The organism is Pseudomonas oryziphila (assembly GCF_003940825.1).
Classification (GTDB): Bacteria; Pseudomonadota; Gammaproteobacteria; order Pseudomonadales; family Pseudomonadaceae; genus Aquipseudomonas; species Aquipseudomonas sichuanensis.
Window position 1 is genome coordinate 1,940,649 of record NZ_CP034338.1, and the last position, 21,605, is coordinate 1,962,253.

The window sequence follows — 21,605 nt, forward strand, 5'->3', positions numbered from 1 at the left end:
GCCCTGAGGCGCCCCGGTTCACACTTTCATTGGGTATCCCGGTTCATGTTCAGACCCTTGTCCTTGTTCATCGGTGCTCGCTACACCCGTGCCAAGCGTCGCAACCACTTCATCTCGTTCATCTCCATGACCTCGATGATCGGGCTGTCGCTTGGCGTGCTGGCAATGATCACGGTGTTGTCGGTGATGAACGGCTTCCAGCGCGAGATGAGCTCGCGCGTGCTTGGCCTGGTGCCGCATGCCGCCATCCTTGGTGTGCAGCCGCTGGACGACTGGCGCAAGGTCGCCGCCACCGCCGAAGGCAACCCGGCGGTGATGGCCGCGGCGCCTATCACCGAAATGGAAGGCATGCTGTCGTACCGGGGGGCGATGCAGCCGATCCAGGTCGCCGGTATCGACCCGGCCGAGGAAGCCAAGGTCTCCATCGTTACCCAGCACATCGTCCAGGGCAGCCTGCAGGCGTTGCAGCCGGGTGACTACGGGGTGGTCATCGGCGAGCTGACGGCCCGGCGCTTCCGCCTCAATACCGGTGACAAGCTGACCTTGATCGTCCCCGAAGTCAGCAAGGAACCTGGTGGCATCACCCCACGCATGCAGCGCCTGACCGTGGTCGGCATCTTCAAGGTGGGCGCCGAACTGGATGGCTCCCAGGCCTACATCCACATCGCCGATGCCGGCGAGATGCAGCGCTGGGCCCCGGGTCAGGTGCAGGGCGTGCGCCTCAAGCTGCATGACCTGTATGCCGCGCCGCAGGTGTCCAAGGCCATTGCCGCGGGCCTGGGTGATGGCTACCGCGCCGATGACTGGTCGCACACCCAGGGCAGCCTGTTCAGCGCCATGAAGATGGAAAAGACCATGATCGGCCTGCTGCTGATGATGATCATCGCGGTAGCGGCGTTCAACATCATCGCCACCCTGGTGATGGTGGTGAACGACAAGGGCGCGGACATCGCCATCCTGCGCACCATTGGCGCCACCCCGGCGCAGATCATGGGCACCTTCATGGTCCAGGGCAGCCTGATCGGCATCGTCGGCACCCTGCTCGGTGGTGTGTTCGGGGTGGCCCTGGCGTTGAACGTCAGCGCGGTGGTCGGTTGGCTGGAGCGGGTCAGCGGCCAGCACATCTTCACCTCCGACATCTACTTCATCAGCAGCCTGCCGTCCGAGCTGCAGTGGGGCGACGTGGCGCTGATCTGCACCGCGGGCCTGGTGATGAGCTTCCTGGCGACGATCTACCCGGCGTACCGCGCCTCGCAGATTGAGCCGGCGATGGCGTTGCGCTACGAGTAAGGCTTCAAGTTGTCCTCGCGGGGCAAGCCCGCTCCCACAAAAAGCAGGCATGCGCGAGCCCTGTGGGAGCGGGCTTGCCCCGCGATGGGCTGCAAAGCAGCCCCGGTTCACGGCCTGTCAGGTAACTCGATCACAAACCGCGTCCAGCCATCCGCGCACTCTGCCCTGATGCTTCCCCCATGCGCCTGCACGATCGAGCGGGTGATCGCCAAACCCAACCCCGCATGCTCGCTGCTGCCTTCCTGGCGTGCCGGGTCTGCCCGATAGAAACGGTCGAACAACCGCTCCAGCAACGCTGGCGCAATCGCCGGCCCCTGATTGGCCACCACGATGCGCAGCCCGGGCTCCAGCGTCACGCGGATCTCGCCTGCGGCAGGGGTGAAGCGCAGGGCGTTGTCCAGCAGGTTGGACAGGGCGCGGCGCAGCATGTGCCGGTCACCCTCGGTGTGCGCCATACCCTCGCGCAGCAGCCGCACCTCGGCGTCTTCGGCCAGCGGCGCGTAGTACTCCAGCAATGCATCCACCTCCGCCGCCAGGTCCAGTGGCTGGCGGCTGGGCATCAGCAGGCCGTGGTCGGCCTTGGCCAGGTAGAGCATGTCGTTGACCAGCTGGGCCATCCACTGCAGCTCTTCCAGGTTGCCGTGCAACGCTTCGCGGTACTCCTCAAGGCTGCGCGGGCGGGTGAGGGTGACCTGGGTGTGGGTGAGCAGGTTGGACAGCGGCGTACGCAGTTCGTGGGCGATGTCGGCAGAGAACGCCGACAGTCGCTGGAAGGCGTCATCCAGGCGTTGCAGCATGGCGTTGACCGTGGCGCCGAGTTCGGCCAGCTCCTCGGGCAACTGCGCCAGCGGCAGGCGCGTGGTCAGTGAGCGGGCATTGACGCTGGCGGCCACCTTGCCCATCTGCCGCAGCGGCTTGAGCCCGCGGCGCGCGGCCCAGGCGCCGAGCAGTGCGGTGGCCAGCGCGGACAGGCCGACGGTGAGCCAGATCAGGCGCTGCATGCCCTGGAGGAAGTGTTGGTGATGAGTGATGTCGAGGAACAGGGTCAGCTGCGGGGCGCTTGGCTGATGGTCTGCCAGCGCGGTGCTCAGGCTGCGGTAGTCGATGCCGCTGGTATGCAGGGTCGCAAGGCCCGGCTGGCTCGGTTCGTCCGGCAGGCCGGTACGGCTGTCGAACCAGGGTGTGCCGTCGGCGCCCCGCACGCGCAGGGCCAGCTCGGACTGGTGGCTCAGTTCGTCGCGCAACTGGGGCAGGCGTGAGCGCAGCTGCTCAGGTGTGGCCACACCCTCGAGCAGGCTGCGCATCAATGACAGCCGGCCGCTGAGCAACTGCTGGTCGAGTTCGACGAAGTGCTGTTCGCTGGCGCGGCTGAACAAAAGCCCGGCACCCAGTGAGACGCTGGCGGTGCAGGCTGCGAACAGCAGGGCCAGGCGGCCGCCGAGGGACAGGCGGCGCATCAGTCCTGGCGCTCTTCAAGCACATAACCCATGCCGCGCACGGTATGGATCAGCTTGGTGGCGTGGCTGTCGTCGATCTTCAGGCGCAGGCGGCGGATGGCCACTTCGATGACATTGGTGTCGCTGTCGAAATTCATGTCCCACACCTGGGAGGCGATCAGCGACTTGGGCAGCACCTCACCCTGGCGGCGCAGCAGCAGTTCGAGCAGGGCGAACTCCTTGGCGGTCAGGTCGATGCGCTGGCCCGAGCGTTCGGCGCGGCGGCGGATCAGGTCCAGGCGCAGGTCGGCGAGCATCAGGCAGGTGTCCTGGCTGGCACTTGCGCCGCGGCGCAGCAGGCTGCGTACGCGGGCCAGCAGTTCGGAGAAGGCGAAGGGCTTGACCAGGTAATCGTCGGCGCCCAGCTCCAGGCCGTGTACGCGGTCTTCGACGGCATCGCGGGCGGTGAGGAACAGCACCGGGGTGGTCAGGCCCGCCTGGCGCACCGCCTGGAGGATCTGCCAGCCATTGCGCCCAGGCAGCATCACGTCGAGGATCAGCAGGTCGTGGTCGCCGGTTAGCGCCAGGTGCTGGCCGGTGTCGCCGTCACCGGCCAGCTCGGTGTTGAAGCCGGCCTCGCTCAGGCCCTGGGCCAGGTATTGGCCAGTCTTGGCCTGGTCTTCGACGATCAGTAGTTTCATGGGCGTCCACAGTTCTGAAGGTTCACTCGGGCCCTGTGGGAGCGGGTTTACCCGCGAATACGTCGGTGCATTCACTGCAGCATTCGCGGGTAAACCCGCTCCCACAAAGACAGTGCTCGAAATCATACGTGACGATCCTCTGCCTCGCCCAAGCTGACAAAGTTGTAATCTTCCCGTCAGCCAGCTGCCAGCCGGCGCCTTCCAGAATGGCCTCATTCTCGCTGCAGTTCCCGGAGTTCACATGAAGCACCTGTTCATCACCGCCGCCCTTGCGCTGGTCAGCTTGCCCACCTTCGCTGGCGAAGCCCAGCACTTCGCCTTCGGCGAGCCGGCGCCGGCAGCCAAGGCCACCCGCACCGTCGAGGTCGTGCTCAAGGACATCGCTTTCGAGCCCAAGAGCCTCAGGGTCAAGGCCGGTGAGACGGTACGTTTCGTCCTGGTCAACGAAGGCAAGCTGCCCCACGAGTTCAACCTGGGTGACAAGGCCATGCATGCCGAGCACCAGAAAGAGATGGTGGCGATGCAGGGCAAGATCTTCACCGCCGGCATGAATCACGAGGGCATGGACCATGGCCAGATGGACCATGGCCAGATGGACCATGGCCAGATGAGCCAGGGCGGCCACGCGCACGGCGGCGGCAACACAGTGCTGGTGCAGCCCGGCCAGCGTGCCGAGTTGACCTGGACCTTCCGCACCTCGGCGCCCATCGAGTTCGCCTGCAACGTACCCGGGCATTACCAGGCCGGCATGGTTGGCCCACTGACCATCGAGTAGCTTGCGCTCCAAGGCGGGGTGTAAAACCGGTAGACTAGGGGCATTTTCGAACCCTCAGGTCAGTTTCCATGCATCCCGCCGCCGAACACTCCCCGCTGGGCAAGTCCAGCGAATACATCGCCACCTACACCCCCGCGCTGCTGTTCCCCATTCCGCGCCTGGCCAAGTGGGCCGAGCTGGGCGTCAGCGGCGACGCCCTGCCGTGGCAGGGCGTGGATTTCTGGAACTGCTTCGAGCTGTCCTGGCTGCTGCCGTCGGGCAAGCCGGTGGTGGCCATCGCCGAGTTCGCCATCCCCTGCGACTCGCCGAACATCATCGAATCGAAGTCGTTCAAGCTGTACCTCAACTCGCTGAACCAGACCGTGTTCGCGTCGTTGACCGAGCTGCAGGCCTGCCTTGAGAAAGACCTTTCCGGCGCCGCCGGCAAGCCGGTGCTGGTCAAGGTTCGCACCCTGGCTGAGGTCGAAGCGCAGGGCGTGACCGCCTTGCCGGGCCAGTGCATCGATGCGCTGGATATCACCATCAGCAACTACGAACAGCCACAGCCTGAGTTGCTGCGCTGCTCTGCGGAGCGCGTGGTGGAAGAGACCGTGCACAGCCACCTGCTCAAGTCCAACTGCCCGGTGACCGGCCAGCCGGACTGGGGCAGTGTGGTGGTGGAGTACAAGGGGCGGGCGCTGGATCACGCCAGCCTGCTGACCTACCTGATCAGCTTCCGCCAGCATGCCGACTTCCATGAGCAGTGCGTGGAGCGAATCTACCTGGACCTGAAGAACCTGCTGCAGCCGGAGTACCTGACGGTGTACGCGCGCTATGTACGTCGTGGCGGGCTGGACATCAACCCGTATCGCAGCACCGGGCCGATCAGTCCGGCGAACCTGCGCCTGGTTCGTCAGTAAGGCAGTTGGGGCCGCGTTGCGGCCCATCGCTGGCAAGCCAGCTCCCACACCGACGGCACACTTCAAGCCATGTGCTGCACCTGTGGGAGCCGGCTTGCCGGCGATGGGCTGCAACGCAGCCCCAGCGGTGTTTGAAAGGCTCAGATCCCCATGCTGTGCAACGAATTGACGATGCTGCGCAGGGTGGCGGTGAGGTCCGGGTGGTCGGCCTCGAAGCGTTCGATGGCAAGGTTCACGCCATCCACCAGGTTGTTGTCAGGCGTGGCTTCCTCAAGTTTCAGTTGAGCCTCGATCTGCCGGGCTTCTTCATGCAGGTTGGCCAGCTCTTCATCCGAAAGCGGCACGTTGCGGTCCAGTTGCTCGCGCAGGCTGTTGAGGCGCTCTTGCAGTTCGCGGGCAGGCATTGTTCGTTCTCCATCAATGGCTTGGCAAGGCATGGACCTCGGCGCAATGGTAAAGGTTCGTGCCTGACCTCTAGCGTAATCCACCTGCCGGTGCTTTGCATGACCCGTATCAACGCGGATGTGTCAGGGCTTCTCGCCCTTGTGCCGGCGCAGGGCGATGTCCGACAGGCAGGTGTCGAGGGATTCCAGATGGTCGATGACCGAATGCACGCCCAGGCCGAACAGCTCGAGCGTGGCTTTGCCGCGGGCACGCTCCTGCTCCTGTTGGGTCATGGCCTGCCACTGGCTTGAGGCCTGGTCGCAGGACGGGCTGCAGGCGGCCAGGCCGACGGTCCACAGCCCGGCATTCAGGCCCGACTGCAGCAGCAGCGGCTCGCCACTGATCAGCACGCAGCCTTCCAGTTGCTGGCTTTCGAGGGCCATCAGGGCGTGCCAGCAGGCATCCGGCGCCGGCCATTTGCAGCCGTTGCTGGGCAGGCCCGGCAGCCAGTCAGGGAGTACGCTGGTCAGGCGTTTGCCCGCGCTGGGGCTGACCTCGTCAAGCCAGATGCACGGCACTTGCCGGGCGCGCAGGCTGGCCAGCAAGGCCAGGGCGCCGGGGGCGGGCAGGGGGCTGCCGTTGCTGGCATGGACCAGGCAGCCACGCAGGCCGAACAGCACGGCAGTGAAGGCAGGTGCGTCTTGCATGGCAACTTCCCTGAAATACCCTGCAGGCTATCCAGCGTTTGTTACCGAGCGATGACTGCAACAGTTGTTCACAAAATGTTGAGCTAATTTATGTAAAGCTGTTTATCAGCCAGCGAGCCATTATACTGGCGCCTTGTTCGCAGCGCGCCCAGGGCCGTTGCCGCCCTGAAATCCGATGGAGAAACATCTATGCGTAGGATCGGTGCCGGAGTGATCGAGCGACTCACCCAGGCCTGTGTCTGCGCCAGCCTGTTGCTGGCGCCCGTGGCAGCCACCCAAGCGGCCACCGAGGACGACCCGTGGGAGACGGTCAACCGACCGATCTTCAAGTTCAACGATGTGTTGGATACCTACGCCCTCAAACCCCTGGCCCAGGGTTACCAGGCCGTCACCCCGCAGTTCCTCGAAGATGGCATCCACAACATCTTCCGCAACCTGGGCGATGTGACCAACCTGGCCAACAACGTGCTGCAGCTCAAGCCGCGCGCGGCGGGTATCGACACGGCACGTTTGATCGTCAACACCACCTTCGGCCTGGGCGGTTTCTTCGATGTCGGCACCAAGATGGGCCTGCAGCGCAGCGACGAAGACTTCGGCCAGACCCTTGGTTACTGGGGCGTGCCCAGCGGCCCCTACGTGGTCATCCCGCTGCTCGGCCCAAGCACCGTGCGTGACGGCCTGGCCAAGTACCCGGACACCTACACCGAACCCTACCGCTATATCGACCACGTGCCGACGCGCAACTCGATCTTCGCCCTGGACGTGATCGATACCCGCGCCAGCCTGTTGCCTGCCGAGAAGCTGATTCAGGGTGACAAGTACATCTTCATCCGCAACGCCTACCTGCAGAACCGTGAGTTCAAGGTCAAGGACGGCGAAGTCGAAGACGACTTCTAAGCCTTGTCGATGTGAAAAAGGCGGCCTTCGGGTTAGTGCCAGTCAGTTAGTTGGGGCTGCTTTGCAGCCCTTCGCGGGTAAACCCGCTCCCACAGGTTTCGCGCCGACTTGAGGCTCTGCGCGATCCTGTGGGAGCGGGTTTACCCGCGAAGGGTCGCGCAGCGAACCCAATTGGCTTAATTGACCGGCATTGACCTTCGGGTCGCCTTTTTGCGTCTTGCGTTCAGTGCATGGCCAGGATGCGCAGGCCGAACTTCTGTTCGCCTCCTGGCTGGTCGGCGATCCACACCACTTCGGTGCTGGCATGCAGGCCCTTGAGGGCGGCGTGGTCGGAGTCGATGCGCACCTCGATGCGGTCGCCCACCTGGAAGCGCTGTGGCGCCTGCACCTGCATTCCGCTGCTGGACAGGTCCAGGCAGACGGCGGCGATTACCTGGCCCTCATGCAGCAGGCTGACCTCGGTGTCGATGCGCATGCGGATGAAATCGCGTTTTTCACTGTGGCTGTCGGGCGTCAGGTGCATGCTCGGTCCTTTCCATCGGTTGCGCCGCTGTGCAGGCTGTAGCGCCGATCATACGTCCGGGCAAATTGCATCGGCAATCGCCAGTTGCAGGGCAGGCCTGCAATGCCTGCGGGGCCGGCGGATATGCATAACAGTGTGCGAAACAGAGCCCTTAATAACCACGAGTGATTACCGCGCAGCACTCGACCCTTGCATGCTTGAAACGCCCGGCGGATGGGAGTACCGTCTGCGCCTTACAGGGCACCACTGCTATTTGCCGGGCGAGTTTTCTTGTCCTACAACTCAGAGAGTGAGTGATCACACAGTATTCCAGTAGCTTTGCGCCGGCTTGCCGACGCCCGCTACGCCAACCCAAATCGGCGCCGTTCGCCCACATGCAGAAAACCAGTGCAACGCTGCTGATTATCGATGACGACGATGTGGTCCGTGCCAGCCTCGCCGCCTATCTGGAAGACAGTGGCTTCAGCGTCCTCCAGGCCGGGAACGGCCAGCAGGGCCTTCAGGTCTTCGAAGAACACCAGCCCGACCTCGTGATCTGCGATCTGCGCATGCCGCAGATGGGCGGCCTCGAACTGATCCGCCAGGTCAGCGAGCGCGCGCCGCAGTTGCCGGTGATCGTGGTGTCCGGTGCCGGTGTCATGAGCGACGCGGTCGAGGCCTTGCGCCTGGGCGCCGCCGATTACCTGATCAAGCCGCTTGAAGACCTCGCCGTGCTCGAGCACTCGGTGCGCCGCGCGCTCGACCGCTCGCGCCTGGTGCTGGAAAACCAGCGCTACCGCGACAAGCTCGAAGCCGCCAACCGCGAGCTCGAGGCCAGCCTGCACCTGCTGCAGGAAGACCAGACCGCCGGGCGCCAGGTGCAGATGAACATGCTGCCCGAGAACCCTTGGGTTGCTGGCGAGTACACCTTCGAGCACCAGATCATCCCGTCGCTGTACCTGTCGGGTGATTTCGCCGACTACTTCCGCGTGGATGAACGGCGCATTGCGTTCTACCTGGCCGACGTTTCCGGCCATGGCGCGTCGTCGGCGTTCGTCACCGTGCTGCTCAAGTTCATGACCACGCGTCTGCTGTTCGAATTCAAGCGCGGCAGCAAAGTGCGTGAGTTCAAGCCTTCGGAAGTGCTCAGCCACATCAACCGCGGGCTGATCAACTGCAAGTTGGGCAAGCATGTGACCATGGTCGGTGGCGTCATCGACGAGGAAACCGGCCTGCTTACCTACAGTGTCGGCGGCCATTTGCCGTTGCCGGTGCTGTACACCCCGGGTGAAGTCCGTTACCTGGAAGGCCGCGGCCTGCCGGTGGGGCTGTTCGAAGAGGCCAGCTACCAGGACCTGGTGCTGGAGCTGCCACCGCAGTTCAGCCTCACGCTCATGTCCGATGGCATTCTGGACCTTTTGCCAGGGGGCACACTCAAAGATAAGGAAGCGACCTTGCCGGAAATCGTCAAGGAAGCGGGGGGTAGCCTGGAGGGGCTGCGCCAACGATTCGAATTGGCTACGCTTGGGGAGATGCCGGATGATATCGCCCTATTGGTGTTGAGCAGGAACCTTGAATGAGTACCGGTAGAATCCAGTTCGCCGAACAGAGCGGCACCTTCGTTCTGAAATTTGTCGGTGAAGTGCGCCTGACCCTGTGTTCGGCGCTGGATGCGACGATCGAGAAGATTTTCACTGCGCTGAATTTCTCGGCCATCGTCATCGACCTGACCGAAACCGAAAGCATCGACAGCACCACGCTGGGCCTGTTGGCCAAGCTGTCGATCCTGTCGCGGCAGAAAATTGGCCTGCTGCCGACCGTGGTCACCACCAACCCGGACATCTCGCGCCTGTTGCAGTCCATGGGCTTCGACCAGGTTTTCAACATCGTCGACCGCCCGGTGCCATGCCCCGAGTGCCTGACCGACCTGCCATCGCAGGACCAGAGCGAAGATGTGGTGCGTTCCAAGGTGCTGGAGGCGCACAAGATCCTCATGGGGCTGAACGACTCCAACCGCGAGGCGTTCCACGACCTGGTGAGCGCGCTGGAGCGTTCCTGACCATCGTTTTTCCTGTCCTGGCCTCATCGCCGGCAAGCCGGCTCCCACAGGGATCGTGCCAGCTGTTGAGCATTGAGCAAGACAGCTGCTCCCAAAGGATTGCACATGGCTTGGGCCTGCGCGGTCAGGGTGGGAGCTGGCTTGCCAGCGATGAGGCCAGGGCAAGCAATACAGGCCTTGCGCCCGATCACCCCCGCCGCACGAACTCCGTCGCCGCGGCCCCATCGGCATTGAGCTGATACACCCGCTCTGGCCGCCCCTGCTCATCGAAGAACACCTGCCCCAGCCCCGCGCTGTTCCACAGCCGCTCACCGGCCTTGCTGTGGCTGGGCACCCGTGGCACCACCTCCATCTCCCGACGCTTGGTGAACCAGTTGAGTGGCGAGCGCGGTGAATACAGCCAGCGGTTGAGCCGGTCGAGCACATCCAGCAGGCGCCGGGGGAATTCGTTCTTGATGCCGCTGCTGGTCACCTGCCACAGGTGTGGGCTGCGCTGGCGGTGGCGGATCAGCACTTCATAGACGAACGAGTAATGCACGTCGCCCGACAGCACCACGTAATGCCCCGGCGTGCGCGAGTGACGGAAGATGTTGAGGATCACCTGTGCCGCGCCGCGGTGGGCCATCCAGTTCTCGGCATCCACCAGCAGTGGGTAGCCCAGCGCACTGAATACCCGCTGCACGGTTTCAATCAGCTTGACCCCGAAAATCGGCGCCGGCGAGACGATCACCGCCGAAGGGTGGTCGATCAGCGCCTGTTGCAGTTCGCACAGCGCTTCCCAGTCGAGCAGGCCAGACGGTTTGCCCAGGTTGCTTTCGCTGCGCCAGCGGCGGGTACGGGTGTCCAGCACCAGCAGCGGCGGGTTGCTGGGCAGCTCATATTGCCAACCCTGGAAGCGCAGCAGCTCGCCGATCAGTTCATCCTGAGTGGTGCGCTGCTGAGCAAAGCGTTGGCATTGCTCGATCAGCGGCGCGCAGGCATCCGGGTCGTTGCCCCAGCCCTGGCACAGCAGATAGCCGAGCAGCGCGTTGCCGATGATGCGCCGCGAGAACGGGTGGCCATAGGCGGTCTGTTCCCACTGCGCCGAGAGGTTCCAGTCATCGGTGATGTCGTGGTCGTCGAAGATCATCAGGCAGGGCAGGTGGGCCATGACCCGCGCCACCTGGCCCAGGCCATCGGCGAACGCTTCGATCAGCGGCAGTTCGCGGCGGTAGCGCGACTGGCGTTGCTCGGTGAGGTCCGCCGGCATGTCCATCCGCACCAGCGCCCACGGCGTCGGCGACCACACCAGCAGGTACATGGCCATCACCTCGGCGAAGGTCACCAGGTGGTTGTCGGCATTGCTGGACGAGAAGATCGGCTTGCGCTTGCCACCGAAGAAGCGCTCGCGCAGGGTTTCGTTGCCCTGCTGCGCCGGCAGCAGGTCGGCGCGGTGGTAGTAGCAGGCCGGGTGGCGGTAGAGTGCCGCGCCGCTGTCGACCACGGCGCCCTCCAGGGGCTCGTCGAACAGCCCCAGGCACTCGATCAGTTCATGGATGGCCCGCAGCATGGGGCCGGCGACGTCATCGGCGTACACCTGGTCGCCGGTCATCAACAGCACGGCGGGGCGTTGTTGCGGCTGGGTGCAGGCGGCCAGCAGGCGGTCGGCGCATAGCAGGCCGTCGGCCGCCGGGTGGTGCGGCTTGCGGCATGAACCGTGGAGTACCTGGTCGAGGCGCTCGCGCAGCACGAAATCTGGCCGGGTGGCGCCGGGGTAGAGCAGGTGTGGCGCCCAGTCGCTGATGCCCTGGCCGTTGATCAGCAGGTCGTATTCAAGCGCGATGTCGCAGGGCAGCGGTCGGTCGAAATGGATGTCCAGCAGGTGCACGAATGCCCGTGCGCCGACCGCGAGGGTGGTGCAGTGAAGGCTGGGGGTGATGCCTGGGTAGCCGAGCACGAATTCGGGCAGCAGCGGTTGCGAGCCGACCAGCCAGATGGCCAGGCGTTGGGGTTCAAGGCGGCGCAGTACCGGGCCAGCAAGAACAAGGGGCAGTGGGGCGCGGGAGGTCATCGACGGCTCTGGGGGCTTGGCTGGCCTCTTCGCGGGGCAAGCCCGCTCCTAAACTGTAGGAGCGGGCTTGCCCCGCGAAGAGGCCCTTGAATTCAAATGCTTTGCAGGCAAAACAAAACGGGCGGAAAATGCTGCGCACTTCCCGCCCGCTTGGCAAACCCGATGTGTATCAGGCCTTTTCTGCCATCAGCTTCTCGAGCTTCTCCTGGTCGCGGGCGAACTGGCGGATGCCCTCGGCCAGTTTCTCGGTGGCCATGGCGTCCTCGTTCATCGCCCAGCGGAACTGGCTTTCGTTCAGCACCTGCTTGGCCTCACCGGCGTTGCCCGGTTTGAGAATGCGCGGCAGCTCGCCCTGGTCGTCCGACAGCTGCTGCAACAGCTCCGGGCTGATGGTCAGGCGATCGCAGCCGGCCAGCTGCTCGATCTGGCCAATATTGCGGAAGCTCGCGCCCATCACCACGGTGTTGTAGCCGTTGGTCTTGTAGTAGTCGTAGATGCGCGTGACCGACTGCACGCCCGGGTCTTCGGCGCCCACATAGTCCTTGCCGGTGCTCTTCTTGTACCAGTCGTAGATGCGCCCCACGAACGGCGAGATCAGGAACACGCCAGCATCGGCGCAGGCCTGAGCCTGGGCGAAGGAGAACAGCAGGGTGAGGTTGGTCTGGATGCCTTCCTTTTCGAGCTTCTCGGCGGCGCGGATGCCCTCCCAGGTGGAGGCCAGCTTGATCAGCACGCGGTCGCGGGAAACCCCGGAGGCTTCGTACAGTTCGATCAGCAGGCGGGCCTTTTTCAGCAGTGCCGGCTCGTCGAACGACAGGCGCGCATCCACTTCAGTGGAGATCCGCCCAGGGATGGCTTGCAAGATGCCCGCGCCCACGGCCACCGCGAAGGTGTCGCAGGCCAGGTCGACATTGCCCTTGGCCTCGGCCTTGACCTTTTTCAGCAGGTCGGCGTAACCCGGGATGGCAGCGGCCTTGAGCAGCAGCGACGGGTTGGTGGTGGCATCGACCGGCTTGAGCCGGGTGATGGCGTCCAGGTCCCCGGTGTCGGCGACCACGGTGGTGAACTGCTTGAGTTGTTCCAGCTTGGAGGTCATGGGCGTGCTCTGTCCTGTGCAATGGCTCGACATTACCCGAGCCCTCACGCCCGCTCAAGGCCCCGTGTGTAGGAGCGGCCTTGCGCCGCGAAGGGCTGCGCAGCAGCCACGGGGCCAGCCCGGGGATATGCCGAAGGTGACGATTCGAGTCGCAAGCTGACCGGAGGTTCCCGGCGCTATCGTGCGCAGCACAAAGACAATGGTTGCCACACCTGACCTGTGGGAGCGGGTTCGCCCGCGAAGGCGGTCGTGAAGTAGCCGACGCATTCGCGGGTAAACCCGCTCCCACAGGGCACCCGGCGTCTGCGTGGGGGAGGGCTTGCCCCGCGATGGGCTGCGCAGCAGCCCCGAGGCCAGCCCGGGGATATGCCGAAGGTAACGATTCGAGTCGAAAGTCGACGGGTGCTTCCCGGCGCTATCGTGCGCAGCACAAAGGCAGTGGTTGCCACACTTGGCCACGGCAGCCTCATCGCCCCTGCAACAACTCCGCCGCCTGGTCCAGCACCGCCAGCGGCGTGTCGGCCTTGTGAATATCCGCCGACAGCAACTGCCGGAAGCGCCGCGCCCCCGGGAAGCCCTGGCCCAGCCCGAGAATATGCCGGGTGATATGGTGCATCGCACCGCCGCTTTCCATATGCGCGACGATATAAGGCCGCAGCCGCTCCATCGCCTCGCTGCGGCTCACCACCGGCGCCTCGCTGCCAAACAACTGTTGGTCAACCTCGGCCAGCAGGTACGGGTTGTGATACGCCTCGCGCCCCAGCATCACCCCATCGAAGGTCTGCAGGTGCGTGCGGCACTCTTCGAGGGTCTTGATGCCACCGTTGAGCACCAGCTCCAGGTCCGGGAAGTCCGCTTTCAATTGCGCCGCCACGTCATAGCGCAGCGGCGGGATCTCGCGGTTCTCCTTGGGCGACAGCCCTTCAAGAATGGCGATGCGCGCATGTACGGTGAAGCTGCGACAGCCGGCATCGCGCACCTGGCCAACGAAGTCGCACAGCTCGGCATAGCTGTCGCGGCCGTTGATGCCGATGCGGTGCTTGACCGTCACCGGAATACCGACCGCATCCTGCATGGCCTTGACGCAATCGCCCACCAGCGCCGGATGGCCCATCAGGCAGGCGCCGATCATGTTGTTCTGCACCCGGTCGCTGGGGCAGCCGACGTTGAGGTTGACCTCGTCATAACCCGCCTGCTCGGCCAGCCGCGCACAGGCGGCCAGGTCCGCCGGCACGCTGCCGCCCAGTTGCAGGGCCAGCGGGTGCTCGGAGTCGTCGTGGCGCAGGAAGCGCTGGGCATCGTTGTGCAGCAGCGCGCCGGTGGTGACCATTTCGGTGTAGAGCAGGGCGTTTTTCGACAGCAGACGCAGGAAGAACCGGCAGTGGCGGTCAGTCCAGTCCATCATCGGCGCCACGGAGAAGCGGCGGGACGGCTCAGGGCGCGTGGTTTGTGGCTTTGAGGCTGTTTCTAGGGGCATTCTGGTCTACACATTCTTGTACCATTTTTCGCGGTTTTGGGGCGTTTTTGGAGTGACGGTGGTACGATGTACCACCGCCAGTCACGCTTGTACCACCGGAAATCATGGCAACGATCAGAGCAAGGAAAAAGGCCGATGGAACGGTCAGCTATACCGTCCAGATCCGCCTCAAGAAAAAGGGTGTCCTAGTCTACCAAGAGTCCCAGACATTCGCCCGCAAGCAGGCGGCTCAAGCCTGGGCGAAGCGACGAGAGACCGAGTTGGCAGAGCCTGGCGCAATCGAGCGGGCCAACCGAGGTGGGCATGCGGTCAAGGACATGATCGACCGCTACCTGGTGGAAGCCGAGAAAGCCCGGCCGCTGGGTAAGACGAAGCGACAGACCCTCCTGGCTATCAAGAACAGTTACCTCGGCGAGGTGGTCGACTCCGACATCTCTCAGCAGGTGCTGGTGGATTACGCCCTATGGCGTATGAGCCCTGAAGGCGGCGGCATCAAACCGCAGACAGCGGGCAATGACCTGGCTCACCTGGGCTCAGTGTTGTCGCTGGCTAGGGCGGCGTGGGAGTACGAGGTCAACCCTCAAGCCATGCCCGACGCTCGCCTCGTGCTGAAGCGGCTCGGCTACAACATGAAAAGCCGGGAACGAGATCGTCGGCCAACCCTCGAAGAGCTCGACAAGGTGCTCGAGCATTTTTTCGAGATGCTTGCACGTCGCCCGACAGTCATTCACATGCCCAAGGTCGTGGCGTTTGCCATCTTCTCCACGCGCCGTATGGACGAGATAGCGCGCATCTTGTGGGAGGATCTGGATGAGCACCGCCAGGCGGTGAAGGTGCGGGACATGAAGAACCCCGGGCAGAAGATCGGCAACGATGTGTGGTGCCATCTACCGGATGAGGCGTGGGCGATTGTGCAAAGCATGCCGCGTCAGTGCGCTGAGATCTTCCCTTACAACAGCGACTCGATCGGTGCGGCCTGGTCCAGGGCGTGCAAGATGGTTGGCGTGGAGGATCTGCACTTTCACGATCTGCGGCACGAAGGTGTGAGCCGGTTGTTCGAAATGGATTGGGATATCCCGAGGGTGTCGAGTGTGTCCGGACATCGTGACTGGAACTCGCTACGGCGATACACCCATCTTCGCGGGCGCGATGATCGGTATAAAAGCTGGCGGTGGTTAGAGCGAATAGTCCAGGCGTCGGTAACCCTCGGTGCCCGGGCCGAGTAGTTACCAGGGCAATTGCGCAGAATTGACCAGGCATTGTATTCGGCCTGACCCTGTCGGTGGCATTTAACACATCCGGCAGGAATGAAGGCGAAATGCTACTATTAAGAGCCAGCTTGGAGAATTTCTGTGAGTTCTGATTTCGATGAAGGTTCTTTCCCAAAAGCGCGCGGCTGGCTGCTCGCATTCTCGTCTTCCCTCATTGCCCTCTGGTTTTTTGGTGCGGATCTGACATCCGTGTCTGTGTTGGGTACAAAGATGGAGTTCACAAGGAACACTCAGCACGTCTGGCTCGTAGCACTCGCGATAAATGCCTATCTGCTACTGAGGTTCTATCAGCACCAGCCGGCCATTTCATATTATGAGTGGGCTGTATATAGAAAGTGCTATGAGAGACTACTGCTTAGAATTACGTTGCTTCTGAATAAGCGGTCAATCCGAAAGCAAGTGCTTGAGCGTAGTGGGGTGTATTCCTCCTCTGACTTAGCGGTTTACTCAGTAGAGTGCGTGATTGAATCGTCGGAGTTTCAGCGCTACACTAATCGTGAAGAAAAGCGCAGATATATCAAGGGTATGAGTGAGAGCGTTGTATTTCATGCTCATTGTCTAGTAAGCGATAAGAAGGAAAATAGAACTGAAGCGACAATGGAGAGTGCGGTTGCGTTCGACTTCCCCTACTGGCTGATCTGTATGTGTGTCTGGCTCTCGAAGGTTAAAATCTGGATCACAACTTCGTATGCCACCGAGCACCTGTTGCCTTACATCTGGAGCGGATTCGCGGCAGTGGTATGCCTTCTCCGTTGGCACGCGGCTGTTGTCTCTTAATAACGTGGTGCGCCTAGATTCACGCCGAAGCCATAGTCACGCGCAGCTTCCCGCTGTTGATCGAGGTAAAGCGCCAATCGGAGTTATGAAGCGCGCGCCCTGTGCAGGGGGCGGAGAATAGGAAATTGTTGTCGTTCTTGCTCAGGCCCGTAACTACCCAGATCGGCGACCGATCAACAGCATACAGTCAATGATGCGTGTAGTCAGGTCCGCCGAGAGCTCTTAGCTGGTAGTCGTTAATAGCTTGGAGCAGCGACTCGGCCAGGCTCTTCAGGCGCGCAATCTCTTCAGGCGGCGCACCAAGATCCTTTGCTTCCTGGTAGCGCTTCAAGGCCTCCATTGCATCAGAGAAAGCCTGGTGATCTGGAAGAAGAACTTTCGTCACATCTCGCTTCACGAATCACTCCTCCGGCGTCAATGCAGAATGTGCGGTGCTTTCCCGCGAATAATAAGCTGATGTTCGGTCACCAATCGATATCGTAAATCCGCAATCGCCCTGAAGAGCTCGATCTCTTCAGGCAGCGCATCATCTGCCTCAGCTTGCCGTAGGCGACGTTGCGCATCGATCGCTTTAGTGAGTCTCCCTCGCTAGCTGCTGACAGGCCGCTAGCAACTCTTAGCTGCCGGTGAGCACCGGCAGAGCTCGGCCACAAGCAGGCATCGAATGATCTAGAATACCTAGAGCGATCCGTGCTGGAGAAAAACCTATGCCCATACTTCATAGATACGACTCACTGCTGCTCAAGAAAAGCGTTACGTTGTCGCAACCCTATTCACATCGACTGAGTCAAAGCTTAGCACTAAAGCTTCAATTGCTGTCATCTCTTAGGCGGTTAAACAAATTTTCGGTGCTAGATGAGATTGCACTGCTAGAGAGAGCACCAACTAGCCGCCCTACAGGAACCAAGGCAGCTGAAAAATTTAGAGGACCTATTCTAGGTAGGTTCTGGCACAAGCATTATTGCGATTCAAGACATTTGGCTCAGAACTTTCACAATAAGTGGTTTGGTGATTACGCACTTAAACACGGTTTATTCGAGGAAAAGCTTCGAGAAATCTTGATGACTGAAGAGGATGATGCTGACATTGAAAGATATTGGGTTGTCATGGCCAATCGAATATCGCATGCGGTTGTTTGTGAGGGGGTCGAGTCAAGGCGAAAGAGGGGGGCGCTTACGGGTGAGTGGTTGGTTTATTATATTCATGGCGGGCTTAACTATTACCTGGATTTAGCTGATCATTCAGAAATAAAAGATCCTGAAAAATTGTTCGGCCGCTTGAAGGACGGATCTGAATGGGAATTTCCATTTGCATTCACATGAATTGCCCCTAGTATTGATAAATACTAGAGCGACAGCTCTTGGTCGATGGCCGCCGATTGTAGGCGGCCATCGATGCAGGGTGGTCAATGCGAATTCAACTGGCAGGAAGGGTCGTAAGCAAGCAGGTAGATCGTACGGGCGATAGACACTGATTAACTGAGGTGCAATGTCCCAGTTAGCCTGCCCGTAACGTCTTATTCAATTGCGCGCACTCTTTGCGCGCAGCATCCCGCTGCTGATCCAGGTAGAGAGCCAGATCGGCAATGTGGATGCCTCGGGCGCTCTTCTGACTCGGTTCAAGTCGAGTGATGGGCAGCTTGATCTCACCGGCCAGTACCTTGCGTTGAAATACGAGCGGCGTGAGGTGCGTGAAGTAATCGGCGCACACCTGCTCGAGCGAGATAATAGCCAGACCGTTGTACTGCGCCATCAACACAAAAGCTGTGTTCATGAATGTTTCTCCTTCTGCGGCTGGGTATGGCTGAGGCCCTCGCGAACGTGGCCGCGTGCGAGTTCGATCAGTTCGTCGTCGGAAACAGGCTCCACGTGTTGCTCGCCGTTTTGCACGGCCTCCAACCGAGTGCGGTACAGCCCGGCCTGGCCGAGCCAAGCGGCTGCGTTGTCTTCGGCGTCCGGTACCGGGCAATCGTTGACTGTGGGTTTCATGCGGCCTCCTGCTGGTACAGGTCGATCAGGTCTTTCGCATTGGCGGCAATCAAGTCCTCGGCCTCGTCAGGGCAGACGCTGTTGCCGATCAGTCGGATCTGGTCGGTGTTCTTGATGGGGCGCCATTCCAACTGGCCGGTTTCCAGGTTTTCGAACAGGCCGCGATCAAGGATGTAGTCGGGGCTGAAGCCCTGGGCGAGCTTTAGTTCCGGGGCTCTGAGCATGCGCAGGGTGAAGTCGACCAGTGCGTGCTCGCCGAGTAGCACCAGGTCGACCGGTTCGGGGAAGTGTTCCGGCAGGTACTTGTGCAGGAAGTGAGCGCACTTGCGGGCCTTCACCAGCAGGTCGGGCGGCAGGATCGCGGCGGGCACCTGGACGATGGTGACCAGCGCCATGCGTTCTTTGGTTGGCAGGGTGTGCATTGGTTCGCCCATGCCTTGCCACTGCCCGCCGGTGCCGTAGTACTTCACCAGGTACGCGCTGGCCAGGCGCTGGTTGGTGCCGCGCCCGAGAATAGTGCTCAGTGGCACCTTGGCTGCTCGTCCGTCGCCCTTGTAGAAACCGCCGTTCGCCTGCTCAAAGTGGCATGCAGCGACCGCGTGGTGACCGCTACCGGTGGTCAGGGCGTTTACGGGGTGGCCCATGCCGCTGCCCGTGGAGCCTTTGCGCAGGGTGATCATCGACGCGGTGACCAGTGCTTGTTCGCCTCGGTTAGCCCCGGTGATGGTCCGGGTGGACTCGGAAACGGGGTATCCCGAACGGTCCCCATGATGAGTCAGGTGAGTCAGGTGGGCTGCCGCCAGGGCGAAATGGCCTCCCTTGATCTGGGCCACCTGAGTGCGCAGCGGCTCGACTGCGCTGAACGTGCGCTGCGTGCTCGCGTTGGCGAACTCGGTGAGGCTTGCGGCTGCCAGCTGCTGCTCGTCCAGCTGGAGCACGAAGGGCTGCTCGGCCATCACGGTGTGGCGCCAGAAACCCTTGGCTACGCGCCGGCAGGTGTTGTCTACCAGCGGGCGTTTGCGTGCGAACAGGCTCTTGCCCAGGTCGGAAAAGTCGATGCACTCGGCGGCGGTGCGCCAAGGCAGTTGGCCTGGTTTCGGGTTCTCGTGCCGCTTCGGCTTTGTCCAGACGATGGGGCGGCCATCCGTGCGGCCGATGAGGAACAGGCGCTTGCGGATAGTTGGGGAGCCGGCGTTCGAGGCGCGGCGCTCACGCCACTCCACATTGCAGCCCAGGCCGCGCACCAGTGCGTCCATCGGTACCCATTGGCCGATGCAGTCCAGGATTTCGCCCATGTCGGGGTGATCTGCAGCCAGTCCAGTGGTGAGGCAGGCGATGAATGCCTTGAAGGTGCGACCCATTTCCGACTTGATCGGCTTGCCTTCGTCGTCCAGTGGCCCCCAGGCCTGGAACTCTTCAACGTTCTCCATCAGCAGCAGGCGCGGGCGGGTCACGAAGACCCAGCGCACTACCACCCATGGCAGCGATCGAACAGCCTTGCTGCGTGGGGCGCCGCCCTTGGCCTTGGAGAAGTGGCGGCAGTCTGGGGATGCCCACAAGATGCCCACGGGCTGGCCGCCGGTGGCCTGCAGCGGGTCGACCTCATAGATGTCGCTGATGTAGTGCCGGGTGTTGCGGTGGTTCGCGCGGTGTACCGCGATTGCGATGGGGTTGTGGTTGATGGCGATGTCAGGGTCGCGGTACACGCGGGCGCCGCCGCTGCTGGCCCCGCCTGCGCCGGCGAACAAGTCGACGTACAGCTCGCGCTGGAAAGGCAGGGCGTGCTGCTGCGCGCCCTGGATATTAATCTGCTGGGCGGCGGTCATGCTGTCACTTCCTGTTGACGGGCGGCCAGATGCGCGTGCTCAGGACGCAGGACGTCTGCCTCCAGCAGGGCGTCGTGGATGGCCACGGCCATCTCATCGACGGTGGCGAACACGCCTGCAGCATTCCCCGCCAACGTCGAATTGATCGCGTCGGCGATGCAGTTGCATACGGCCTCTTCATCTGCGGTGAGTGCGAAGTAGGGGAGGTGCTTATACCCCTTGGCAAGCTGCGCGTGCGGGCGATCTGGAGCGATTAGCGTTGCATCAGCGGGCGCTGCCTGGCGCAGCCTGTCGTGGGGTATCTGTGGATCGGCGGGGGCGTTGAGAGTGGAAATAATGCCTGCTGCTACGCAGCAGAGGCTCTTTGTTTTTTGCGCGTCGACGCCAGCTGCTTTACGGAGCAAAGCGGGAGTGCGGGTGGCGTTCACCTGGTCACACGCGTACCCGCTTTCCTCCGGGGGCTGGATCGGTGTCTGTCCCGGTGCGATGGCGCGGGCATGACCGGCGCAGGGCGCGGAATCGAAGAGCAAGCCGGTATGGTGGTGGGGCTGATTCATGCTGCAGCTTCCTGTTCGGCGGGCTTCAGCAAGTGAGCGAGGGTGAGGGTTTCGTCGCGCAGGCGGCGTGCATCGCGCTCGAGCTTCTTGCCTGTCTTGAAGGCGCTCCAGGTTTCGGCGGCAATACGCAGTGCCTCGGCGATCTCCAGCAGCGAGCGGTGATGTGTCTCCTGCAGAGCGTTGGTTTCCTTGAGCCGCTTGGCGTGCTCTGCCAGGTGGCGGTGGTCATTGCGCAGGAATTCCAAGGACGCCTCGAGCTCCTGGATGGTTGCTTTGTGTTCGCGATCGCTGGCTGCCTGGCCTCGAATTTGTCCCTCTTGGCGGCCAAACCAATAGGCGTAAGCGAACAGCCCAATGACAAACGCGCTGATGACGATGAGGGCGATAACCTGCTGGGGGGTCATGGGTCTAGCTCCTTGTGGTGTGCGGGCCGGTGGTGGCGGCCCTTGGTGGTGTTGCTACTACTTGTCTTGCTCGGTGGGTCGAGACTGCTTTTCGTCCGCCTGATAGGCCCTGCTGTCGATCAGAGCGGCAACATGGCGGATGTGGGCGAACTTCAAGGCCTTCTGGCTGTTGTCCAGCGTGGTCACTGGCAGGCAGATCCGGCCGACCTTCAGTTGCTCGGAAAAGGTGTCTTCGTTGAGGTTGCGGAAGTACTGCATGCGCACTTTGTCGAGCGGGATGAGAACATCGCCGAAGATGCGGTAGAGCAGCTCTACAGTCGTTGCCTCAGGTGCGTGCGGCAGGCGCAGCGCTAGTTGGTCTGTTGTATTGCTCATCAGGCTTCGGGCTCTCCCTGAGCTTGTGGCGTGACGGATGGTGCCAGGTGGTTTCGCAGTGCTTGCGTACCAGGTCGCGCCACTCTTCAGGAACCTGCAGGAGCGCGGCATTGCGCTCCTCGCGGGTCTTGAGC

23 protein-coding genes are annotated in these 21,605 nt (G+C 62.3%); 8 read left to right on the top strand and 15 right to left on the bottom strand.

Going from position 1 to position 21,605, the window contains the following annotated elements; translation table 11 throughout:
• Positions 1 to 45: 45 nt before the first annotated feature.
• Positions 46 to 1,290: a lipoprotein-releasing ABC transporter permease subunit gene (locus tag EJA05_RS09185; RefSeq protein ID WP_125463382.1), complete on the top strand. Its 1,245-nt coding sequence runs from the start codon at positions 46 to 48 to the stop codon at positions 1,288 to 1,290.
• 107 nt (positions 1,291 to 1,397) lie between these two features.
• On the opposite strand, the gene EJA05_RS09190 is transcribed toward EJA05_RS09185, so the two are convergent.
• Together EJA05_RS09190 and EJA05_RS09195 are read right to left on the bottom strand one after the other, a co-directional pair.
• The gene (locus tag EJA05_RS09190; protein ID WP_125858003.1) at positions 1,398 to 2,750 is read right to left on the bottom strand and encodes a heavy metal sensor histidine kinase; all 1,353 of its coding nucleotides are present in this window, start codon (positions 2,748 to 2,750) and stop codon (positions 1,398 to 1,400) included.
• Entirely contained in the window at positions 2,747 to 3,427 is a 681-nt protein-coding gene (locus EJA05_RS09195) for a heavy metal response regulator transcription factor (RefSeq protein WP_125858004.1), read from the bottom strand. Before EJA05_RS09195 ends, EJA05_RS09190 begins: the two co-directional genes overlap by 4 nt.
• Positions 3,428 to 3,668: 241 nt before the next feature.
• Between EJA05_RS09195 and EJA05_RS09200 the strand changes: the two genes are divergently transcribed.
• Both EJA05_RS09200 and queF read left to right on the top strand, forming a co-directional pair.
• Positions 3,669 to 4,202, top strand: a complete 534-nt coding sequence (locus tag EJA05_RS09200) for a cupredoxin domain-containing protein (RefSeq protein ID WP_125858005.1) — start codon at positions 3,669 to 3,671, stop codon at positions 4,200 to 4,202.
• Positions 4,203 to 4,270: 68 nt separating this feature from the next.
• On the top strand, positions 4,271 to 5,101 hold the full coding sequence (queF, locus tag EJA05_RS09205) for an NADPH-dependent 7-cyano-7-deazaguanine reductase QueF (RefSeq protein ID WP_125858006.1): 831 nt from the start codon (positions 4,271 to 4,273) through the stop codon (positions 5,099 to 5,101).
• A 140-nt stretch (positions 5,102 to 5,241) separates the two neighbouring features.
• On the opposite strand, the gene EJA05_RS09210 is transcribed toward queF, so the two are convergent.
• Together EJA05_RS09210 and EJA05_RS09215 are read right to left on the bottom strand one after the other, a co-directional pair.
• Positions 5,242 to 5,505 (bottom strand): DUF4404 family protein, encoded by a 264-nt coding sequence (locus tag EJA05_RS09210; protein WP_110993524.1) that lies wholly within the window; start codon positions 5,503 to 5,505, stop codon positions 5,242 to 5,244.
• 123 nt (positions 5,506 to 5,628) lie between these two features.
• Positions 5,629 to 6,192, bottom strand: a complete 564-nt coding sequence (locus EJA05_RS09215; RefSeq protein WP_125858007.1) for a phosphonoacetaldehyde phosphonohydrolase-related protein — start codon at positions 6,190 to 6,192, stop codon at positions 5,629 to 5,631.
• Positions 6,193 to 6,381: 189 nt separating this feature from the next.
• Here EJA05_RS09215 and EJA05_RS09220 point away from each other — a divergent pair, with 189 nt between their 5' ends.
• Positions 6,382 to 7,089: an MlaA family lipoprotein gene (locus EJA05_RS09220; protein WP_110993522.1), complete on the top strand. Its 708-nt coding sequence runs from the start codon at positions 6,382 to 6,384 to the stop codon at positions 7,087 to 7,089.
• 223 nt (positions 7,090 to 7,312) lie between these two features.
• Here EJA05_RS09220 and EJA05_RS09225 read toward each other — a convergent pair whose 3' ends face one another.
• On the bottom strand, positions 7,313 to 7,612 hold the full coding sequence (locus EJA05_RS09225) for a PilZ domain-containing protein (protein WP_125858008.1): 300 nt from the start codon (positions 7,610 to 7,612) through the stop codon (positions 7,313 to 7,315).
• Positions 7,613 to 7,986: 374 nt separating this feature from the next.
• Here EJA05_RS09225 and rssB point away from each other — a divergent pair, with 374 nt between their 5' ends.
• Together rssB and rssC are read left to right on the top strand one after the other, a co-directional pair.
• Positions 7,987 to 9,171, top strand: a complete 1,185-nt coding sequence (gene rssB / locus EJA05_RS09230; protein ID WP_125463389.1) for a two-component system response regulator RssB — start codon at positions 7,987 to 7,989, stop codon at positions 9,169 to 9,171.
• Positions 9,168 to 9,650, top strand: a complete 483-nt coding sequence (gene rssC / locus EJA05_RS09235; protein ID WP_110993518.1) for an anti-sigma factor antagonist RssC — start codon at positions 9,168 to 9,170, stop codon at positions 9,648 to 9,650. The genes rssB and rssC overlap by 4 nt, the downstream gene beginning before the upstream one ends.
• Positions 9,651 to 9,837: 187 nt before the next feature.
• Here the strand turns inward: rssC and EJA05_RS09240 are convergent, their stop codons facing one another.
• The 3 genes from EJA05_RS09240 to dusA all read right to left on the bottom strand — a co-directional run bounded on the left by EJA05_RS09240 (position 9,838) and on the right by dusA (position 14,273).
• Positions 9,838 to 11,700, bottom strand: coding sequence for an alkaline phosphatase D family protein (locus tag EJA05_RS09240; protein WP_125858009.1), 1,863 nt, complete (start codon positions 11,698 to 11,700; stop codon positions 9,838 to 9,840).
• 169 nt (positions 11,701 to 11,869) lie between these two features.
• The gene (tal, locus tag EJA05_RS09245; protein ID WP_125858010.1) at positions 11,870 to 12,796 is read right to left on the bottom strand and encodes a transaldolase; all 927 of its coding nucleotides are present in this window, start codon (positions 12,794 to 12,796) and stop codon (positions 11,870 to 11,872) included.
• 466 nt (positions 12,797 to 13,262) lie between these two features.
• Positions 13,263 to 14,273 carry a tRNA dihydrouridine(20/20a) synthase DusA gene (dusA, locus tag EJA05_RS09250; RefSeq protein WP_125858011.1) on the bottom strand — a complete coding sequence of 337 codons (1,011 nt, stop codon included), beginning with the start codon at positions 14,271 to 14,273 and terminating at the stop codon, positions 13,263 to 13,265.
• A 104-nt stretch (positions 14,274 to 14,377) separates the two neighbouring features.
• Between dusA and EJA05_RS09255 the strand changes: the two genes are divergently transcribed.
• Positions 14,378 to 15,499, top strand: coding sequence for a site-specific integrase (locus EJA05_RS09255; protein WP_125858012.1), 1,122 nt, complete (start codon positions 14,378 to 14,380; stop codon positions 15,497 to 15,499).
• Positions 15,500 to 16,508: 1,009 nt separating this feature from the next.
• Here EJA05_RS09255 and EJA05_RS09260 read toward each other — a convergent pair.
• A complete protein-coding gene (locus EJA05_RS09260) occupies positions 16,509 to 16,718 on the bottom strand; it encodes a hypothetical protein (RefSeq protein ID WP_125858013.1) in 210 nt (69 codons plus the stop codon).
• A gap of 310 nt (positions 16,719 to 17,028) precedes the next feature.
• Between EJA05_RS09260 and EJA05_RS09265 the strand changes: the two genes are divergently transcribed.
• Complete coding sequence (locus tag EJA05_RS09265; protein WP_125858014.1) at positions 17,029 to 17,643, top strand: hypothetical protein; 615 nt, start codon at positions 17,029 to 17,031, stop codon at positions 17,641 to 17,643.
• Between the two features lie 175 nt (positions 17,644 to 17,818).
• On the opposite strand, the gene EJA05_RS09270 is transcribed toward EJA05_RS09265, so the two are convergent.
• From EJA05_RS09270 to EJA05_RS09295, 6 genes are read right to left on the bottom strand one after another with little or no spacing between them, the layout of a single operon-like run.
• Positions 17,819 to 18,094 carry a pyocin activator PrtN family protein gene (locus tag EJA05_RS09270; protein ID WP_125858015.1) on the bottom strand — a complete coding sequence of 92 codons (276 nt, stop codon included), beginning with the start codon at positions 18,092 to 18,094 and terminating at the stop codon, positions 17,819 to 17,821.
• A complete protein-coding gene (locus tag EJA05_RS09275) occupies positions 18,091 to 18,309 on the bottom strand; it encodes a hypothetical protein (RefSeq protein ID WP_125858016.1) in 219 nt (72 codons plus the stop codon). The genes EJA05_RS09270 and EJA05_RS09275 overlap by 4 nt, the downstream gene beginning before the upstream one ends.
• Complete coding sequence (locus EJA05_RS09280; RefSeq protein WP_125858017.1) at positions 18,306 to 20,135, bottom strand: DNA cytosine methyltransferase; 1,830 nt, start codon at positions 20,133 to 20,135, stop codon at positions 18,306 to 18,308. Before EJA05_RS09280 ends, EJA05_RS09275 begins: the two co-directional genes overlap by 4 nt.
• Positions 20,132 to 20,692, bottom strand: coding sequence for a hypothetical protein (locus EJA05_RS28170; protein ID WP_190306041.1), 561 nt, complete (start codon positions 20,690 to 20,692; stop codon positions 20,132 to 20,134). The genes EJA05_RS09280 and EJA05_RS28170 overlap by 4 nt, the downstream gene beginning before the upstream one ends.
• Positions 20,689 to 21,096 carry a hypothetical protein gene (locus EJA05_RS09290; RefSeq protein WP_125858018.1) on the bottom strand — a complete coding sequence of 136 codons (408 nt, stop codon included), beginning with the start codon at positions 21,094 to 21,096 and terminating at the stop codon, positions 20,689 to 20,691. Before EJA05_RS09290 ends, EJA05_RS28170 begins: the two co-directional genes overlap by 4 nt.
• A 57-nt stretch (positions 21,097 to 21,153) precedes the next feature.
• A complete protein-coding gene (locus tag EJA05_RS09295) occupies positions 21,154 to 21,471 on the bottom strand; it encodes a pyocin activator PrtN family protein (RefSeq protein WP_125858019.1) in 318 nt (105 codons plus the stop codon).
• Positions 21,472 to 21,605 lie beyond the last annotated feature (134 nt).

Bases quoted from the DNA above. Each gene is read 5' to 3' on its own strand.
- queF (WP_125858006.1), top strand. From the start codon at position 4,271: ATGCATCCCGCCGCCGAACACTCCCCGCTGGGCAAGTCCAGCGAATAC.
- dusA (WP_125858011.1), bottom strand. From the start codon at position 14,273: ATGCCCCTAGAAACAGCCTCAAAGCCACAAACCACGCGCCCTGAGCCG.
- EJA05_RS09295 (WP_125858019.1), bottom strand. From the start codon at position 21,471: ATGAGCAATACAACAGACCAACTAGCGCTGCGCCTGCCGCACGCACCT.
- EJA05_RS09265 (WP_125858014.1), top strand. From the start codon at position 17,029: ATGCCCATACTTCATAGATACGACTCACTGCTGCTCAAGAAAAGCGTT.
- EJA05_RS09215 (WP_125858007.1), bottom strand. From the start codon at position 6,192: ATGCAAGACGCACCTGCCTTCACTGCCGTGCTGTTCGGCCTGCGTGGC.
- EJA05_RS09240 (WP_125858009.1), bottom strand. From the start codon at position 11,700: ATGACCTCCCGCGCCCCACTGCCCCTTGTTCTTGCTGGCCCGGTACTG.
- tal (WP_125858010.1), bottom strand. From the start codon at position 12,796: ATGACCTCCAAGCTGGAACAACTCAAGCAGTTCACCACCGTGGTCGCC.
- EJA05_RS28170 (WP_190306041.1), bottom strand. From the start codon at position 20,692: ATGAATCAGCCCCACCACCATACCGGCTTGCTCTTCGATTCCGCGCCC.
- EJA05_RS09220 (WP_110993522.1), top strand. From the start codon at position 6,382: ATGCGTAGGATCGGTGCCGGAGTGATCGAGCGACTCACCCAGGCCTGT.
- EJA05_RS09275 (WP_125858016.1), bottom strand. From the start codon at position 18,309: ATGAAACCCACAGTCAACGATTGCCCGGTACCGGACGCCGAAGACAAC.
- EJA05_RS09200 (WP_125858005.1), top strand. From the start codon at position 3,669: ATGAAGCACCTGTTCATCACCGCCGCCCTTGCGCTGGTCAGCTTGCCC.
- EJA05_RS09225 (WP_125858008.1), bottom strand. From the start codon at position 7,612: ATGCACCTGACGCCCGACAGCCACAGTGAAAAACGCGATTTCATCCGC.
- EJA05_RS09195 (WP_125858004.1), bottom strand. From the start codon at position 3,427: ATGAAACTACTGATCGTCGAAGACCAGGCCAAGACTGGCCAATACCTG.
- EJA05_RS09210 (WP_110993524.1), bottom strand. From the start codon at position 5,505: ATGCCTGCCCGCGAACTGCAAGAGCGCCTCAACAGCCTGCGCGAGCAA.
- rssB (WP_125463389.1), top strand. From the start codon at position 7,987: ATGCAGAAAACCAGTGCAACGCTGCTGATTATCGATGACGACGATGTG.
- EJA05_RS09280 (WP_125858017.1), bottom strand. From the start codon at position 20,135: ATGACCGCCGCCCAGCAGATTAATATCCAGGGCGCGCAGCAGCACGCC.
- EJA05_RS09290 (WP_125858018.1), bottom strand. From the start codon at position 21,096: ATGACCCCCCAGCAGGTTATCGCCCTCATCGTCATCAGCGCGTTTGTC.
- EJA05_RS09270 (WP_125858015.1), bottom strand. From the start codon at position 18,094: ATGAACACAGCTTTTGTGTTGATGGCGCAGTACAACGGTCTGGCTATT.
- EJA05_RS09255 (WP_125858012.1), top strand. From the start codon at position 14,378: ATGGCAACGATCAGAGCAAGGAAAAAGGCCGATGGAACGGTCAGCTAT.
- rssC (WP_110993518.1), top strand. From the start codon at position 9,168: ATGAGTACCGGTAGAATCCAGTTCGCCGAACAGAGCGGCACCTTCGTT.
- EJA05_RS09185 (WP_125463382.1), top strand. From the start codon at position 46: ATGTTCAGACCCTTGTCCTTGTTCATCGGTGCTCGCTACACCCGTGCC.